Source organism: Aeromonas sp. S11(2024), assembly GCF_041402345.1.
Lineage (GTDB): Bacteria > Pseudomonadota > Gammaproteobacteria > Enterobacterales > Aeromonadaceae > Aeromonas > Aeromonas veronii.
Genome location: NZ_JBGLRC010000028.1, coordinates 39,136 through 54,351 on the forward strand (window position 1 = coordinate 39,136; position 15,216 = coordinate 54,351).

At 61.3% G+C, this 15,216-nt stretch carries 13 protein-coding genes; 4 read left to right on the top strand and 9 right to left on the bottom strand.

The window, feature by feature from the left end:
- Window positions 1-41 precede the first annotated feature (41 nt).
- Window positions 42-470 carry a GNAT family N-acetyltransferase gene (locus ACB040_RS17720; protein WP_005338252.1) on the bottom strand — a complete coding sequence of 143 codons (429 nt, stop codon included), beginning with the start codon at window positions 468-470 and terminating at the stop codon, window positions 42-44.
- A 177-nt stretch (window positions 471-647) separates the two neighbouring features.
- Here ACB040_RS17720 and rdgC point away from each other — a divergent pair, with 177 nt between their 5' ends.
- Together rdgC and ggt are read left to right on the top strand one after the other, a co-directional pair.
- Window positions 648-1,559 (top strand): recombination-associated protein RdgC, encoded by a 912-nt coding sequence (rdgC, locus tag ACB040_RS17725; protein WP_005338250.1) that lies wholly within the window; start codon window positions 648-650, stop codon window positions 1,557-1,559.
- A 191-nt stretch (window positions 1,560-1,750) separates the two neighbouring features.
- Window positions 1,751-3,532: a gamma-glutamyltransferase gene (gene ggt / locus ACB040_RS17730; RefSeq protein WP_371155829.1), complete on the top strand. Its 1,782-nt coding sequence runs from the start codon at window positions 1,751-1,753 to the stop codon at window positions 3,530-3,532.
- A 54-nt stretch (window positions 3,533-3,586) separates the two neighbouring features.
- Here the strand turns inward: ggt and ACB040_RS17735 are convergent, their stop codons facing one another.
- From ACB040_RS17735 to ACB040_RS17765, 7 genes are all read right to left on the bottom strand, one after another.
- Window positions 3,587-4,057: an FKBP-type peptidyl-prolyl cis-trans isomerase gene (locus tag ACB040_RS17735; protein WP_005347462.1), complete on the bottom strand. Its 471-nt coding sequence runs from the start codon at window positions 4,055-4,057 to the stop codon at window positions 3,587-3,589.
- 174 nt (window positions 4,058-4,231) lie between these two features.
- On the bottom strand, window positions 4,232-5,380 hold the full coding sequence (locus ACB040_RS17740) for a sodium:phosphate symporter (protein WP_005359054.1): 1,149 nt from the start codon (window positions 5,378-5,380) through the stop codon (window positions 4,232-4,234).
- 307 nt (window positions 5,381-5,687) lie between these two features.
- Window positions 5,688-7,034, bottom strand: coding sequence for an APC family permease (locus ACB040_RS17745; protein WP_021230506.1), 1,347 nt, complete (start codon window positions 7,032-7,034; stop codon window positions 5,688-5,690).
- Window positions 7,034-7,300: a hypothetical protein gene (locus ACB040_RS17750; protein ID WP_021230505.1), complete on the bottom strand. Its 267-nt coding sequence runs from the start codon at window positions 7,298-7,300 to the stop codon at window positions 7,034-7,036. Before ACB040_RS17750 ends, ACB040_RS17745 begins: the two co-directional genes overlap by 1 nt.
- A gap of 538 nt (window positions 7,301-7,838) precedes the next feature.
- Window positions 7,839-9,188 (bottom strand): APC family permease, encoded by a 1,350-nt coding sequence (locus ACB040_RS17755; RefSeq protein ID WP_005359067.1) that lies wholly within the window; start codon window positions 9,186-9,188, stop codon window positions 7,839-7,841.
- A gap of 366 nt (window positions 9,189-9,554) precedes the next feature.
- Window positions 9,555-10,844, bottom strand: a complete 1,290-nt coding sequence (gene gabT, locus ACB040_RS17760; RefSeq protein WP_040065871.1) for a 4-aminobutyrate--2-oxoglutarate transaminase — start codon at window positions 10,842-10,844, stop codon at window positions 9,555-9,557.
- Between the two features lie 123 nt (window positions 10,845-10,967).
- Entirely contained in the window at window positions 10,968-12,431 is a 1,464-nt protein-coding gene (locus ACB040_RS17765; RefSeq protein WP_371155833.1) for an NAD-dependent succinate-semialdehyde dehydrogenase, read from the bottom strand.
- A 413-nt stretch (window positions 12,432-12,844) separates the two neighbouring features.
- Between ACB040_RS17765 and puuR the strand changes: the two genes are divergently transcribed.
- Together puuR and ACB040_RS17775 are read left to right on the top strand one after the other, a co-directional pair.
- The gene (puuR, locus tag ACB040_RS17770; RefSeq protein WP_047440589.1) at window positions 12,845-13,447 is read left to right on the top strand and encodes an HTH-type transcriptional regulator PuuR; all 603 of its coding nucleotides are present in this window, start codon (window positions 12,845-12,847) and stop codon (window positions 13,445-13,447) included.
- A 45-nt stretch (window positions 13,448-13,492) separates the two neighbouring features.
- Window positions 13,493-14,770 carry an NAD(P)/FAD-dependent oxidoreductase gene (locus ACB040_RS17775; protein ID WP_371155836.1) on the top strand — a complete coding sequence of 426 codons (1,278 nt, stop codon included), beginning with the start codon at window positions 13,493-13,495 and terminating at the stop codon, window positions 14,768-14,770.
- A gap of 127 nt (window positions 14,771-14,897) precedes the next feature.
- Here the strand turns inward: ACB040_RS17775 and ACB040_RS17780 are convergent, their stop codons facing one another.
- Window positions 14,898-15,119: a DUF3297 family protein gene (locus ACB040_RS17780; protein ID WP_371155838.1), complete on the bottom strand. Its 222-nt coding sequence runs from the start codon at window positions 15,117-15,119 to the stop codon at window positions 14,898-14,900.
- Window positions 15,120-15,216 lie beyond the last annotated feature (97 nt).

The following is a 15,216-nucleotide window of genomic DNA, read 5'->3' on the forward strand; positions in this document are numbered from 1 at the left end:
CCCCGTGCTTTTTTCAAGTAAAACAGGGGGCTGGCATCGATTCAGGCAGGTTCGCAGCACATCCGGTATTGGGGGTGGCCGGTAAGGGGGTCGGACTCCTCGGCCTCGATAACGAAGCCGTGGCGGCGATAGAAACGCACCGCCTGATCGTTCTCGACGAAGACCCGGGCGTGGAGCGACGCCCCCTGACGCTTGGCCTCCTGCAGCAGGGCGTGGCCGACGCCGCGGCCCTGACGGTCGGGGCGTACGAACAGGGCGGCGAGATAGTTGTCCACCAGTGCCATGAAACCGAGCAGATCGCCGCGCTCCTCGAACACCCAGATGGCGGCGCGATCGAGATAGCGGGTACGCAGATCCTCCTGGGCCTGCCACCAGCAGGAGGCATCGACGAAATCGTGGGCCTGCAGGGAGGCCAGCAACCAGATTTCGACGATCTCTTCCATGTCTTCCGGGCGACTGGGCCGCAACATACCTTCATCCTTATTAACAATTTACTTTCGCAGTCTAGGAGAACTTGATGAACAAACTGGTGACATAAATGAGACCCTGTGAGGTCGATCGCCCTTTATTTAGCGAGAATGATTGGCTGATCACAAAGCGCCTCTCTAGTACAATGCCCGCCGGACAATCTAGAGACCGAGGACGCCATGTGGTTTAAAAACCTGCAGATTTATCGCTTTACCCGCCCCTTTGACCTGACCGTGGATCAGCTGGAAACCCAGCTGGAAGCCTGTGCCTTCACCCCTTGCGGCAGTCAGGACATCTCCCGTTTCGGGTGGGTCAAGCCCCTTGGCAAATTCGGCTCAACCCTGACCCACTCTGCCTCCGGCCACATCCTCATCTGCGCCCGCAAAGAGGAGAAGATGCTGCCTGGTACCGTGGTCAAGGAGATGCTGGCCGAGAAGGTAGAAGCGATCGAGTTCGAACAGGGACGCGCCCTCAAGAAGAAAGAGAAGGAAGCGCTGAAAGAGGAGATCCTCCACACCCTGCTGCCCCGTGCCTTCAGTCGTACCAGCCAGACCTTCGCCTGGATCAATCCGGCCGACAATTTAATGGTGGTGGATGCAGGTTCTGCCAAGAAGGCGGATGACCTGCTGGCACTGTTGCGCAAATCCATCGGCTCCCTGCCGGTGGTGCCGGTGGCCCTCAAGAACCCGCCGGAGATCACCATGACCGAGTGGTTGAACGAGGGCAACCTGCCCGCCTCCTTCACGCTGGAAGATGAAGCCGAGCTGCGCAGTGCCATGGAGCACGGCGGCATCATCCGCTGCAAGCAGCAGGATCTGATGACGGATGAAATCAAGAACCACCTGGCCAACGACAAGCTGGTGACCAAGTTGGCCCTCAACTGGGGCGAGACTGTCAGCTTCGTGCTGGGGGATGATCTCTCCATCAAGCGGCTGAAGTTCAGTGAAGAGCTGCGCGAGCAGAACGACGACGTCACCAGCGAAGATCCGGCCGCCCGTCTGGATGCGGACTTCGCGCTGGTTACCTCCGAGCTGGCCCAGTTTATCCCGGCACTGTTTGCCGCCCTGGGGGGCGAAGAGCAGTCCATCTAACCGGACTTTCGCCTGTTTGGCCTCTGCCATCCCATCGTAAAAGCCGCCTTCGGGCGGTTTTTTTATATCTATTGCGGATAGCCATTATTGATAGATGAGTAAGATATTGATCTTGTTCAATAACTTGAGCTATCAGCGCCAATCGTGACATAGTCCCTCTTCATGGTCATAAAACAGACAAGGAGAGTGTCATGTTGCGCAAACCTCTGGGGCTGGCTGTCGCCCTTGCCCTGCTGGCCGGTTGTGCCAGTGACAACGGCTTTCACTACACCCCGCCAGCCCAGACCCTGATCGCGCCGGAGGCGGCCAGTGGCTGGACCGACAAGCAGGGCTGGCAGGGCCATGACTTCATGGTGGCGGCCGCCAACCCGCTGGCGGTGGATGCGGGCTACCAAATCATCAAGGCCGGTGGCAGTGCCGTCGATGCAGCCATTGCGGTGCAGCTGGTGTTGACGCTGGTGGAGCCGCAATCCTCCGGGATCGGTGGCGGGACGTTGCTGCTGGTGTGGGATGGCCGCAAGGTGAGTGCGGTGGATGGCCGCGAGACGGCGCCGGCTGCCGCCACCGACCAGCTGTTTATGCAAGATGGCAAGCCGCTGGCGTTTTATGACGGTGTGGTCGGGGGCCGCTCAGTCGGCGTTCCCGGCACCCTGCGCGCTCTGGCACTGGCCCATCAACGTTATGGCAAGCTACCCTGGGCTGCGCTGTTCGAGCCCGCCATCACGCTGGCAGAACAAGGATTTGTGATAAGTCCACGGCTGGCCACATTGCTGGCCAAGGATCCCTATCTGGCACGGGATCCGCAGGCGCGAGCCTACTTCTATCAGGCGGATGGCAGCCCCAAAATGGCAGGCACCCGGCTGACCAACCCGGCGCTGGCCAGGGTGCTGCGCACTCTGGCCACAGAGGGGGCGGATGCCTTCTATCAGGGGCCGCTGGCGGATGCCATGGTGGCCAAGGTACGCCAGCATCCCACCAATCCCGGGCTACTGGCGGCCACCGATCTGGCCAGCTATCAGGCCAAAGTGCGTGATGGCCTCTGCTTTGACTATCGCCAGAGCAAGATCTGCGGCTTTCCCACTCCCTCGTCCGGCACCTTGGCGCTCGGCCAGATCTTCGGCATGCTGGAGAGCCGCGATATGGCGGCCCTCAAGCCGATCACCACGAAGGAGGGGGGACTGGCTGCTTCCAGCGAGGCTATCCACCTCTACAGCGAAGCGGCGCGTCTGGCCTTCGCCGATCGCAACCAGTACGTCGCCGACAGCGATTTTGTCAGCGTGCCGGTGAAGGGGCTGCTGGACAAGGGCTATCTGGCCGAGCGCGGCAAGCTTGTCGGTCAGCACTCCATGGGGATTGCCAAGCCCGGCACGCCGCCACTGGCGCTGGCACGCGGCAAGGATGCGACACCGGAACTCCCCTCCACCAGCCATGTCTCGATCGTCGACAAGGCGGGGATGGCCATCTCCATGACCAGCTCCATCGAGGATGGTTTCGGATCGCGTCAGATGGTCAACGGCTACCTGCTCAACAACCAGCTCACCGATTTTTCCTTCACCTCGGTGGATGCTGCCGGTCTGCCGGTGGCAAACCGGGTGGAGCCGGGCAAGCGGCCCCGCTCCTCCATGTCACCCCTGCTGGTGTTTGACAAGCCAAGCGGCGAGCTGACCATGACGCTGGGCTCGCCGGGGGGCTCCGCCATTATCAACTACGTGGGCAAGACCCTGCTCGGTACCCAGGATTGGGGCCTGAACCTGCAACAGGCCATCAACCTGCCCAACTTTGGCAGCCGCAACGGCCCCACCGAGCTGGAAGCGGGACGCACCCCCATGTCGGTGGTCGAGGGATTGAAGGCGAGGGGACATGAGGTGGTACTTAACGAGCAGACCTCCGGCCTGCAGGGGGTTGAGCGCAACACTGGCGGCTGGTTTGGCGCAGCGGATCCGCGCCGGGAAGGGATCGCCAAGGGGGAGTGAGGTTCCCATAGCAACAAGGCCAGCATGATGCTGGCCTTGTTGCTGATGGTGCGGTTACTGGATACCCAGCAGCTCCACGTCAAAGATCAGGACTGATCCCGGCGGGATTTTGCCCGCGGCGCGGTCGCCGTAGGCGAGGTTGGCGGGGATGTAGAAACGGGTCTTCTCACCTTCCACCATCAGCTGTACCCCTTCGGTCCAGCCAGCGATCACCTGATTGAGGCCAAACTCGATGGGCTCGCCACGGGCGACCGAGCTGTCAAAGACGGTGCCGTCCAGCAGCTTGCCCTCGTAGTGCACCTTCACCTTGCTGGTGGCGGTGGGGTGAACGGTGCCGGTGCCCGGGGTCAGCACTTCGTACTGCAGGCCGGAGGCGGTGGTGGTTACCAGCGGCTTCTCCTTGTTGCTGGCGAGGAACTCGGCGCCAATCCGCACGTTGTCAGCCGCCAGCTTCTTGTTGTTGCTGCTGGAGTAGAAGTAGTAGGCCACACCGGCGATGAGCAGCGCGATCAGTATGAATTTCATCGGTTTTTCCTGTTCCATGAAATGTAAAAAGTGCAATGAGGACGCCATCTTATCGCGCACCGTCCCTGATGGCGAGCCACAGGGCGGGAGGATGTGAGCGGGCAGGCAAAGCTCGGAGACGCAGACGCAAAAAGGGGCGAGTCGGTGACTCGCCCCTTGTCATGGCGGCGGCGCTTACTTGGCGGCCACCATCATCAGGGCGGGCAGGGCGAAGAAGAGACCCGTCACATAACCCAGAGCCAGCAGCTTGTTCTCGCTGCCTACCCGGGCCAGCCCCTCGGCGGCGCGCACCGGCAGGTCGCGCAGGAAGGGGATGCCATAGATGATGACCACGGCAAAGAGGTTGAACAGCACGTGGACCAGCGCGATGGTCAGGGCCAGCTGGGCACCGGCTCCACTGATGGCGGTGGCAGCCAGCAGGGCGGTAATGGTGGTACCGATATTGGCCCCCAGGGTGAAGGGGTAGAGCTGACGGGTGCTGAACACGCCGCCGCCGGCCAGCGGGATCATCAGGCTGGTGGTGGTGGAGGAGGACTGCACCATGATGGTCACCAGCGCACCGGAGGTGATGCCGGTCAGCGGGCCACGGCCCAGTGCCTTGTGCAGCACCTCTTTGGCACGGCCAACCAGTACCTGTTGCAGCACTTTGCCGAGATATGTGACGCAGGCGAGGATCAGCAGGATACCGATGACGATAGTGGCGATGGCGGCACCCTTGCCTGGCAGGAAGGCAACGGCGCTGTCAATCAGCTGCTGGGCCGGTGCGGTCAGCGGCTTCATGAAGTCCATGCCCTTCATCGACATATTGGCGGAGCCTACCAGCAGGTTGGCCAGCCACTCGGCGCTGTGTTGCAGCAGACCGAACATCAGTTCCAGCGGCAGGAAGATGAACACCGCCAGCAGGTTGAAGAAGTCGTGCACGGTGGCGGCGGCGAAGGCGCGGCGGAACTCGGCGCGATCCCGCACATGGCCCATGGAGACAATGGTGTTGGTGATGGTGGTGCCGAGGTTGGCACCCATCACCATGGGGATGGCCATGCTGATGGGCAGGCCGCCAGCCACCAGACCGACGATCACCGAGGTGACGGTGCTGGAGGATTGCACCAGCGCGGTAGCGAGAATACCCAGCAGCAGGGCGACAAAGGGGTTGTTGGCAAAGGCGAAGATCTGGGCTGCGCCCTCGGCGCCGCCGGAGAAATCTTTGAAGCCGTGGGAGATGGCGCCCACGGCAACCAGGATCAGGTAGACCAGTACGATGACACTCATCCAGTTGAACAGGGCGCGGGTCGCGGGCGGCTGTGACAAGGAGTGATGGTGTTGCATAAAGCCTCTTGAGACGGTCGTTCCGTCTTGGGTTGTTGATGACCCGCGCATTTAATCAGTGGTTAATGACAGAAATATGACAAGGTGACACTTTTATGATGGTTTTATGACTTGCTTTGGTGGTTTGCTCGCCAATAGATGATGGGGATGGCGAGAAATATGGCTGGTGACGCCATCTGCCCTGTCTGTTCCTTGCCGACCAAGCAAGTGCGGGAGAGTGGCAATAGTCGAGCCCCATATTCAGCCCGTCAAATAGCAAAAAGGGGAGCCATGGCTCCCCTTCTTGCTATCCGTTATCCGCAAAGGATCAGGCGTCAGCCGCCTCTTCGTACTGACGGAACGGGATGCGGAACACCGCCAGACGCAGGAACAGATAGGTTGCGCCGAGACCAGCCCAGATCAGGCCCAGCTCCAGCGAGCTCTGCTCCAGGTTGATCCACAGCGCACCGATGGTGGCGGCGCCGAGCAGCGGCATCAACAGGTAGATGACGTGATCCTTGAGGGTCTTGTTGCGCTTCTCGCGCACCCAGAACTGACCGATCACCGACAGGTTGACGAAGCTGAACGCCACCAGTGCGCCGAAGTTGACCAGCGCCAGCGCGGTATCCAGATCAAACGACACGGCGGAGAGGGCCAAACCGCCCACCATCAGCACGTTGATGGCCGGAGTGCGGTATTTCGGGTGGATGTAGCCAAACACCCGCTCCGGGATCATCCGGTCACGCCCCATCACGTAGAGGATGCGCGACACACCGGCGTGAGCCGCCATGCCGGAGGCCAGTACCGCGACCGTGGTGCAGACCAGCACCACGGACTGGAAGAAGGTGCCGCCAACGTAGAGAGCGATCTCCGGCAGTACCGCATCCGGATGCTGGAAGCGGGCGAGGCTCGGGAAGTAGAGCTGCAGGCAGTAAGAGACCACCACGAAGATGATGCCGCCGATAAGGGCAGTCAGCACGATCGCCTTGGGGATCACCTTGCCGGCATTCGGAGTCTCTTCGGAGAGGGAGCTCAGACCGTCAAAGCCCAGGAACGAGAAGCAGAGGATGGTCGCACCGGTAAAGAGCGGTACCAGCTGTGCTGACTCGAAGTGGAACGGACGGCTGCTCATCAGGGTGCCAGCCCCTTCGCCGTGGTAGATGCCCCACGCCATCAGGCCGATAAAGAGGGTGATGATGGCCAGCTGGATCACCACGATCAGACCATTGAAGTTGGCTACCAGATTGATGCCGCGCAGGTTCAGGAAGGTCATCACGGTCACCAGACCGAAGATGAACACCCAGGGCTCGACGCCCGGGAACATGGCGGTCAGGTAGATCTTGGCCAGCAGAATGTTGATCATCGGCATGAACATGTAGTCGAGCAGGGATGACCAGCCGACCATGAAACCGACGTAGGGGTTGAACACCTTCTGGGCATAGGTATAGGCAGAGCCCGCAGAGGGGAACTTGCGTACCAGATGGCCGTAGCTGAAAGCGGTGAGCAGGATGCCACCCAGAGCCAGCAGATAGGCGGTGGCGACCCGGCCATCGGTGATGTCACCGACGATGGCGAAGGTGTCGAAGACAGCCATGGGGGTCAGATAGGCCAGACCCATCACAATCACTTGTGTCAGGGTAAGGGTCTTGAGCAGCTTGGCGTTTTGCGATGCCATTACGCTTTCTCCTCAATCAGTGCCGCAGCACGTGCTTGCAACGAGCGCAGGGATACGATGGATTCGCAAGCCTGTACATCAAGGGCGCCGGGGAGGCGCATACCGGGCTGTACCGGCAGGAAAGCATTAAAACGCCCCATTGTTATCCTCTCAACGTCGGGAGATTGTTTGGCAATCTCGAATATCACTTCCGGAAACGTTCCGGCCTCTTGTGGTGGGTTTGTACTGCACTTCAAAAATACAAAAACCGATGTCGCAGTGAACATCGGTCCTTTATTGGCGGCGTATTGTGCATTCGGTCAGCCCCCTTGACAAGCAAAAAAGGGCGTATTAACGCATTTTTTTGCATACGCACGGAGCAGGTAAGTGGTCACTCGCCCCCTGCAGCCGTCCCCGAGCCGCTCCCCCTTTTTCGGGGGGGGAGAGAACCCTGTCGTGGCGTATGAAAAATCGGCAAATCGGGGCTGCAGGGTGCATAGCGCCTCAACATTGATCCTGATCATATTTGGCGGCGTTCCCCCGGGCTCGAGTCCAGCGAACTTATCGGCTGGTGGGGGATGGGAGGGGGTGAAGTGGAAAAAGATCTATTGCATATTCATTCACATTAATGATTGAGAATAGGGGGCAATACGGCTCGGGTCATGGCACGGCGAGCGGCCCGGCTGGGTAGTTATTTGAAATCAGTCACACTTCCTGCAGAAACCGCATTTCTGGCAACCCGTGCAGCTGGCAACCAGAACACCGCAAAAACAACAAGGAGCCCGCAGGCTCCTTGTTCGCTATCGAGGGAAGGGGCGCCAGCGGTTACTGGGCGATCTCCACCTTGTCGGCGGTATGCAGCGGGATGCGGAACACGGTGAGGCGCAGGAACAGGTAGATGGCCCCCAGCGCCGCCCAGATCAGCCCCAGCTCGAAGGAGGAGGGCTCGAGGTTGAGCCACAGTACCCCGATGCAGGCGGCGCCACAGAGCGGCAGCAGCAGGTACATCAGGTGATCCTTGAGACACTTGTTGCGGCCCAGCTTCACATAGAAGTGGGCAATCACCGCCAGATTGACGAAGGTGAAAGCCACCAGGGCGCCAAAGTTGATCAGCGCCAGCGCCATCTCCAGATCCAGCGACACCGCAGAGAGGGCCAGCAGGCCGACCAGCAGCACGTTGAACGCCGGAGTCTGCCACTTCGGATGGATGTAACCGAAGAAGCGGGCGGGCAGGGCGCGATCACGACCCATCACGTAGAGCAGGCGCGATACACCGGCGTGGGAGGCGAGCCCGGAGGCCAGCACCGCCACAGTAGTGCAGACCAGCACCACCGCCTGGAACAGCTTGCCGCCGACATAGAGGGCGATCTCCGGCAATACCGCATCCGGATGCTGGAAGCGGGAGATGTCCGGGAAGTAGAGCTGCAGGAAGTAGGAGGTAGTGACAAACAGCACGCCGCCAATCAGCGCCGTCAGCACGATGGCGCGGGGGATCACCCGATCCGCGTCCGGGGTCTCTTCCGACAGGGTACTGATGGCGTCAAAACCGAGGAACGACAGACAGAGGATGGAGGCCCCCATCAGCAGCGGTGACACCTGGATCTGCTCGGAGAAGAAGGGACGGCTGCTGGCCACGGTACCCAACCCTTCACCGTTGTGAACGCCCCAGGCGATCAGGCCGATGAAGATGGCGATGATGCTGAACTGCATTACCACGATCAGGCTGTTAAAGTTGGCCACCAGCTTGATGCCGCGCAGGTTGAGGGCGGTCATCACCGCCGCCAGACCGAAGATATAGGTCCAGGGCTCTACATTCGGGAAGAGGGCTTCCAGATAGATCTTGGCCAGCAGCATGTTGATCATCGGCATGAACATGTAGTCGAGCAGGGAGGTCCAGCCCACCATAAAGCCGACATAGGGGTGAAACACCTTCTGGGCATAGGTATAGGCGGAGCCGGCTGACGGGAACTTGCGTACCAGATGGCCGTAGCTCAGGGCAGTGAACAGCATGCCGATGAGGGCAAACAGGTAGGCGGTCGGCACATGGCCTTCGGTGATCTCGGTAACGATGCCGAAGGTGTCGAACACAGCCATGGGGGTGAGGTACGCCAGTCCCATAACCACGACCTGCCACAGTTTGAGGGTCTTTTTCAGACCAACCTGCTGGGCCGCCATTATGCATGTTCCTCATGCAGTGCCAGAGTGGCACGGTCCATCAACGAAACCGGGAGAGAGGCCCGGGAATCAAGGGCGCCAGGGCGGCGCACACCGGCCATGGCCGGTTGGAAAGCATTGAGATGCCCCATGTTGTTCCTCACTAGACTTGGTGTCGGGAGACTGCTGCCAATCTCGCTATCTTTTCCGGGGGTGATCCGGCCTCGTTTATGGGTGTGTTCACTGTCTAAAAAAGAACCGATGCCATTGTTTTACATCGGTTCTTTCAGTGGCGGCGCATTGTGCATTTGCAGGGCCCCCTTGACAAGAAAAAAAGGGGGCAAAATTGCATTTATTTGCACAGGTAAGTGGTCACTTTCCTGCTGGTCAGGCCAGCACGGCCTCCAGTGATTTTTCAAGGAGTTGCAGCCCCTCGTCAATCACTGCCGCAGGGGCTGTCAGGGGGGCGAGAAAACGGATGACATTTGCACGCACCCCGCATGAGAGCAGGACCAGACCGCGTTTGCCCGCCTCGGCCACCAGACGTTTGGTGAGGTCGGGATCGGGCTGGCTGGCATCACGGCGTTTCACCAGCTCCATGGCCACCATGGCACCGGGGCCGCGAATTTGACCTATGCAGTCAAAACGCTCGGCTATGCGTTCCAGCCCCGCCTTGATCTGCTCCCCCTGATCCAGCGCTTTCTGGTTGAGTTTCTCCTCGTCGATCACCTGCAAGACCGCCAGCGCGGCGGCGCAGGCGATGGGGGAACCGGCATAGGTGCCACCCAACCCCCCCGGCTTGGCCGCGTTCATGATCTCCGCCTTGCCCACGACCGCCGAGAGAGGGAAGCCCCCCGCCAGACTCTTGGCCAGGGTCATGATGTCCGGCTCGATGCCGGCATACTCGGTGGCGAAGGTCTTGCCGGTGCGGCAAAAACCGCTCTGGATCTCGTCACAAATCAGCAGAATGCCGTGCTGATCGCAGACGCTGCGCAGCTTTTGCATAAAGCTCGGGGAGGCGGGGTAGAAGCCCCCTTCCCCCTGTACCGGCTCGATAATGATGGCGGCAACCCTGCTCGGCTCGATATCGGCGCTGAAGCAGAGCTCGAGGGCGTGCAGGGCATCCTCTTCACTCACTCCCAGATAGTCGGCGGGGAAGGGGATGTGGTAGACCTCCCCCGGGAAGGGGCCAAAGCCGGTCTTGTAGGGGACCACTTTGCCGGTGAGCGCCATCCCCATCATGGTGCGGCCGTGAAAGCCCCCCTTGAAGGCGATGGTGCCGCTGCGACCGGTGTGGGCGCGGGCGATCTTGATGGCGTTCTCGACCGCCTCGGCGCCGGTGGAGAGAAACAGGGTGCGCTTCGGCGTCGGGCCGGGCACCAGGGCGTTGAGCTTCTCGGCAAGCTCGATATAGCCCGGGTAGGGGGTGACCTGAAAGCAGGTGTGGCTGAATTTTTCCAGTTGTTCACGCACCGCCGCTACCACTTTGGGGTGGTTGTGACCGGTGTTGAGCACGGCGATGCCGGAGGCAAAGTCGATGTAGCGGTTGCCCTCCACATCCCACAGCTCGGCATTTTGCGCCCGGTCGATAAAGACCGGCAGCAGGGTACCGACGCCGTTGACCACGGCCGCTTCGCGGCGCGCTTGCCACGCCTTGTTTGATTCTGACTGACTCATCTTTCCTCCCTGAGGGGCCGCAGCCCCGATATTCCCTGAAAATGTGGCAGGTGTTTTGGTGCCCATCACCGCCGATCAGCCCATCGGGCCAGTTCGGCGGCGCCTTGTCTCTCTGTTGCAGCCCTAGCGAATGGCGCCAAAGCAGAGGTATTTGGTCTCCAGATACTCCTCCAGCCCCTCGGCGGCCCCTTCCCGGCCCAGACCCGACTCCTTGATGCCGCCAAAGGGGGCCAGCTCGGTGGAGATGATCCCCTCGTTGATGCCGACCATGCCGTACTCCAGCTGCTCGGCGACGCGCCACACCCGGGCGATGTCGCGGCCATAGAAGTAGGCGGCCAGACCATAGGGGGTATCGTTAGCCAGCTCGATGGCTTCGGCTTCGCTCTCGAAACGCACCAGCGGCGCGACCGGGCCGAAGACCTCCTCCTGCAGGATGGGATTGGTTTTATCCACCTTGCCCAAAATGGTGGGGCGGTAGAAGAGGGGACCAGCGGGGTGAGCTTCGCCCCCCAGCAGCACTTCGGCACCGGCGGCGACCGATTGCTGCACCAGCTCGGCCACCTTGCTGGCGGCGGCCGGGTTGATGAGCGGGCCGATCTGGGTGCCCTCCGCCATGCCATCTCCCACCTTGAAGGCGGCAACGGCGGCGGTCAGCTTCTCGGCGAAGGCGTCATAGACACTGGCCTGCACCAGAATGCGGTTGGCGCAGACACAGGTCTGCCCGGCGTTGCGGTATTTGGAGGCGAGCGCCCCGGCCACGGCGGCGTCGAGGTCGGCGTCGTCAAAGACGATAAAGGGGGCGTTACCGCCCAGCTCCAGCGACAGCTTCTTCATGGTGTCGGCGCACTGGCGCATCAGCAGCTTGCCGATGCGGGTAGAGCCGGTGAAGGAGAGCTTGCGCACCACCGGATTGCTGCACAGCTCGTTGCCCACCGCGCTCGCCTGATGGCTGGTGACGATATTGATGACACCGGCGGGGATGCCTGCCTGCTCGGCAAGCAGCGCCAGCGCCAGCGCGCAGAGCGGCGTCTCGGCGGCGGGCTTGATGACGATAGTGCAACCGGCGGCCAGCGCCGGGCCCGCCTTGCGGGTGATCATGGCAATGGGGAAGTTCCACGGAGTGATGGCGGCGACGACCCCGACCGGCTGCTTGATGGTTGCCAACCGGCGATCGCCGCTAAAGCCCGGGATGGTGCGGCCATAGGCGCGCTTGCCCTCCTCGGCGAACCACTGGATAAAGCTGGCGCCGTAAGCCACTTCCCCCTTGGCTTCCGCCAGCGGCTTGCCCTGCTCGCAGGTCATGATACGTGCCAGCTCGTCGCTGTGGGCTGTGATGGCGGCAAACCAGGCGTAGAGCTTGTTGCTGCGCTCCTTGGCGGTCAGCGCCGCCCAGGCGGGTTGCGCCACGTGGGCGGCCGCGATGGCGCGGCGGGTATCCTCGGCATCCATGTCGGGCACCTGGGTAATGACGGCACCGCTGGCGGGGTTGGTGACCTCGAAGGTGCAGCCGCTGGCGGCCTCGCACCACTGTCCATCTATATAGGCGCGGGATGTGATCAAGCTGGAGTGGGATGTTGTTCCTGACATGAGAAGCCTCGAGTGTGGGTCAGAGCAGCTGGTTGCCGGAGTGAGCCGACCCTTCCTGCGCCGCTGCCGTATAAAATAATAAGCACAGGAAGACCATAATTTGAGCTGAAATGTTTTTCAAGTGTTAAATATATTTGAATTGCTGGGGGGCGCCATGCTAGAAAATGGGCTGTGTAGCGCGCTTTCTCCGGTTCGCTTGCAGGCTACATGTGGGCAGACGACCGGGAGATGGTAAATCAGGTGTGCAAAATAATGAACGGCTGTGCTGTGTAACATAGTGAACGGCAAGGGAAAGCTGGTCGGCTATTTTAACCAGCAGGGTAAACAGGCTGCGCCTGATCCGATGCGATCACGCGCAAGCAGGAGAGGCTGATGATGCAAGGATGCAGAGATAGCGCAGCAGGGGGCCTGTCATGAGCGGGCCGCAGAGCCGAGAGGGCGTGGCTCGACCGTTGAGTGGGGCTGACGCCGGGGCGCGCACCATGGGGGAACGGCTGGCGGCAGTGCGCCACCAGCTGGGGCTCTCCCAGCGGCGAGCGGCCGAGTTGAGCGGCCTGACTCATGGCGCCATCTGCATGATCGAGCAGGACAAGGTGAGCCCCTCGGTCGCCTCCCTGCAAAAGCTGCTCACCATCTACGGCCTGCCGCTGTCGCGCTTCTTCGCCGAGGAGGAGAGCCGCACTCCTGAAGTGGTGATCAAGGCTGATCAGCTGATCGAGCTGGGCAGTCAGGGGGTCTCCCTCAAGCTGGTGCACAACGGCAACAACCGCCGCCAGCTCGGCTTTATGCTGGAGACCTATCCCCCTGGCACCGACACCGGCGGTCAGGTGACCCATCAGGGGGAAGAGGTCGGCACCGTGCTGGAGGGGTCGGTGATCCTGACGGTGGCAGGCCAGAGTTATCAGCTGGAGGCGGGCGACAGCTATGTGATCGACACCGGCGAGCCCCACAGCTTCAGCAATCCGTCGGGGGAGACCTGTCGCATCGTCAGCGCCCACACCCCGGCGAGCTTTTAATCTAGGCAGTAGTTTGGCAACCGAACCGGTAAGGAAACAGGGATCATGACCGAACATGTAAACAGTTACTACGCAGCCAGCGCCAATAAACACGCGCCCTATCCGACACTGACCGAGCAGTTGGAGTGCGATGTCTGCGTCATCGGGGCGGGCTATACCGGCCTCTCCAGCGCCCTGCATCTGGTGGAGAAGGGCTACAGGGTGGTGGTGCTGGAGGCTGCCCGGGTCGGCTTTGGCGCCAGCGGCCGCAACGGCGGCCAGATCGTCAACTCCTACAGCCGCGACATCGACACCATAGAAGCGAACTGCCCGCCGGATCAGGCCAGGCTGCTCGGTTCCATGTTGTTTGAGGGGGGCCAGATCATCCGCGAGCGGATCAAGCGCTACAACATCCAGTGCGATCTGCAGGAGGGGGGCGTCTTTGCCGCCGAGACCGAGAAGCAGCTGCACGAGCTCAAGGCGCAGAAGGCGCGCTGGCAGAAGTGGGGCAACGACCAGCTGGAGCTGCTCGATGCCAAGGGGGTGCGCGAGGTGGTCGCGAGCGATCGCTACGTCGGCGCCCTGCTCGACAAGAGCGGCGGCCATATTCACCCCCTCAATCTGGCGTTGGGGGAGGCGGAAGTCATCCGCATCCAGGGGGGGCAGATCTTCGAACAATCCGCCGTCACCAGTATCACCCCGGGGCAGCCAGCCTTGGTCAAGACCGCCAAGGGGGCGGTGAAGGCGCGCTTTGTGGTGGTGGCGGGCAATGCCTACCTCGGTAATCTGGTGCCGGAACTGGCCAGCAAGAGCATGCCTTGCGGCACCCAGGTGATCGCTACCGAAGTGCTGGGGGAGGAGCGGGCCCGTTCACTCTTGCCGCAAAACTACTGTCTGGAGGATTGCAACTACCTGCTCGACTACTACCGTACCTCCGGCGATCACCGGCTGCTCTATGGCGGCGGCGTGGTCTATGGCGCGCGGGATCCTGCGGATATCGAGCGGCTGATCATCCCCAAGATGCTCAAGACCTTCCCGCAGCTGGCCGACGTCAAGGTGGAGTACACCTGGACCGGCAACTTCCTGCTCACCCTGTCGCGCCTGCCGCAGTTTGGCCGCATCGGTCACAACATCTACTACATGCAAGGCTACAGCGGCCACGGCGTCACCTGTACCCATCTGGCGGGCAAGCTGCTCTCCGAGGTGCTGAGCGGTCAGGCGGAGCGCTTCGATGCCTTTGCCAAACTGCCGCACTACCCCTTCCCGGGTGGCCGCCTGTTCCGCATCCCCTTCACCGCTGCGGGCGCCGCCTGGTACACCCTGCGCGACCGCTTGGGGGTATAAGAGCTACCCAGCGAGAAATGTGGGCTGGTGGGTGCCGCTTAGATAACGCTGACGCCAGCACCAATACCGGAAACAACAAGGCCACCGCGAGGGTGGCCTTGTTGTTTATCAAGCAGCAGCGCGCTGATTAGCTGTAGAAGGCTTCAACGGTGCCCTTGAGCTTGATCAGGATGGGCTGACCACGGCGATCCAGCGCTTTGGGGGAGGGGATCTTCACCCAACCTTCGCTGATGCAGTACTCCTCGACATCGGTGCGCTCTTTGCCGTTCAGGCGAATACCGATCGGGTGCTCGAAGCAGGCGGCCACATAGTGAGGGCTGCGGGGATTGCAGGAGAGGTGGTCGCGAATTCAACTTCGAAGTGCAATTCCCGATTAAAAATCAGGCTGCTTTCAGAAGTTCGTCAAAAACCACCTGTGGCTGTTTAAATCCCAAGCATTTGCGCGG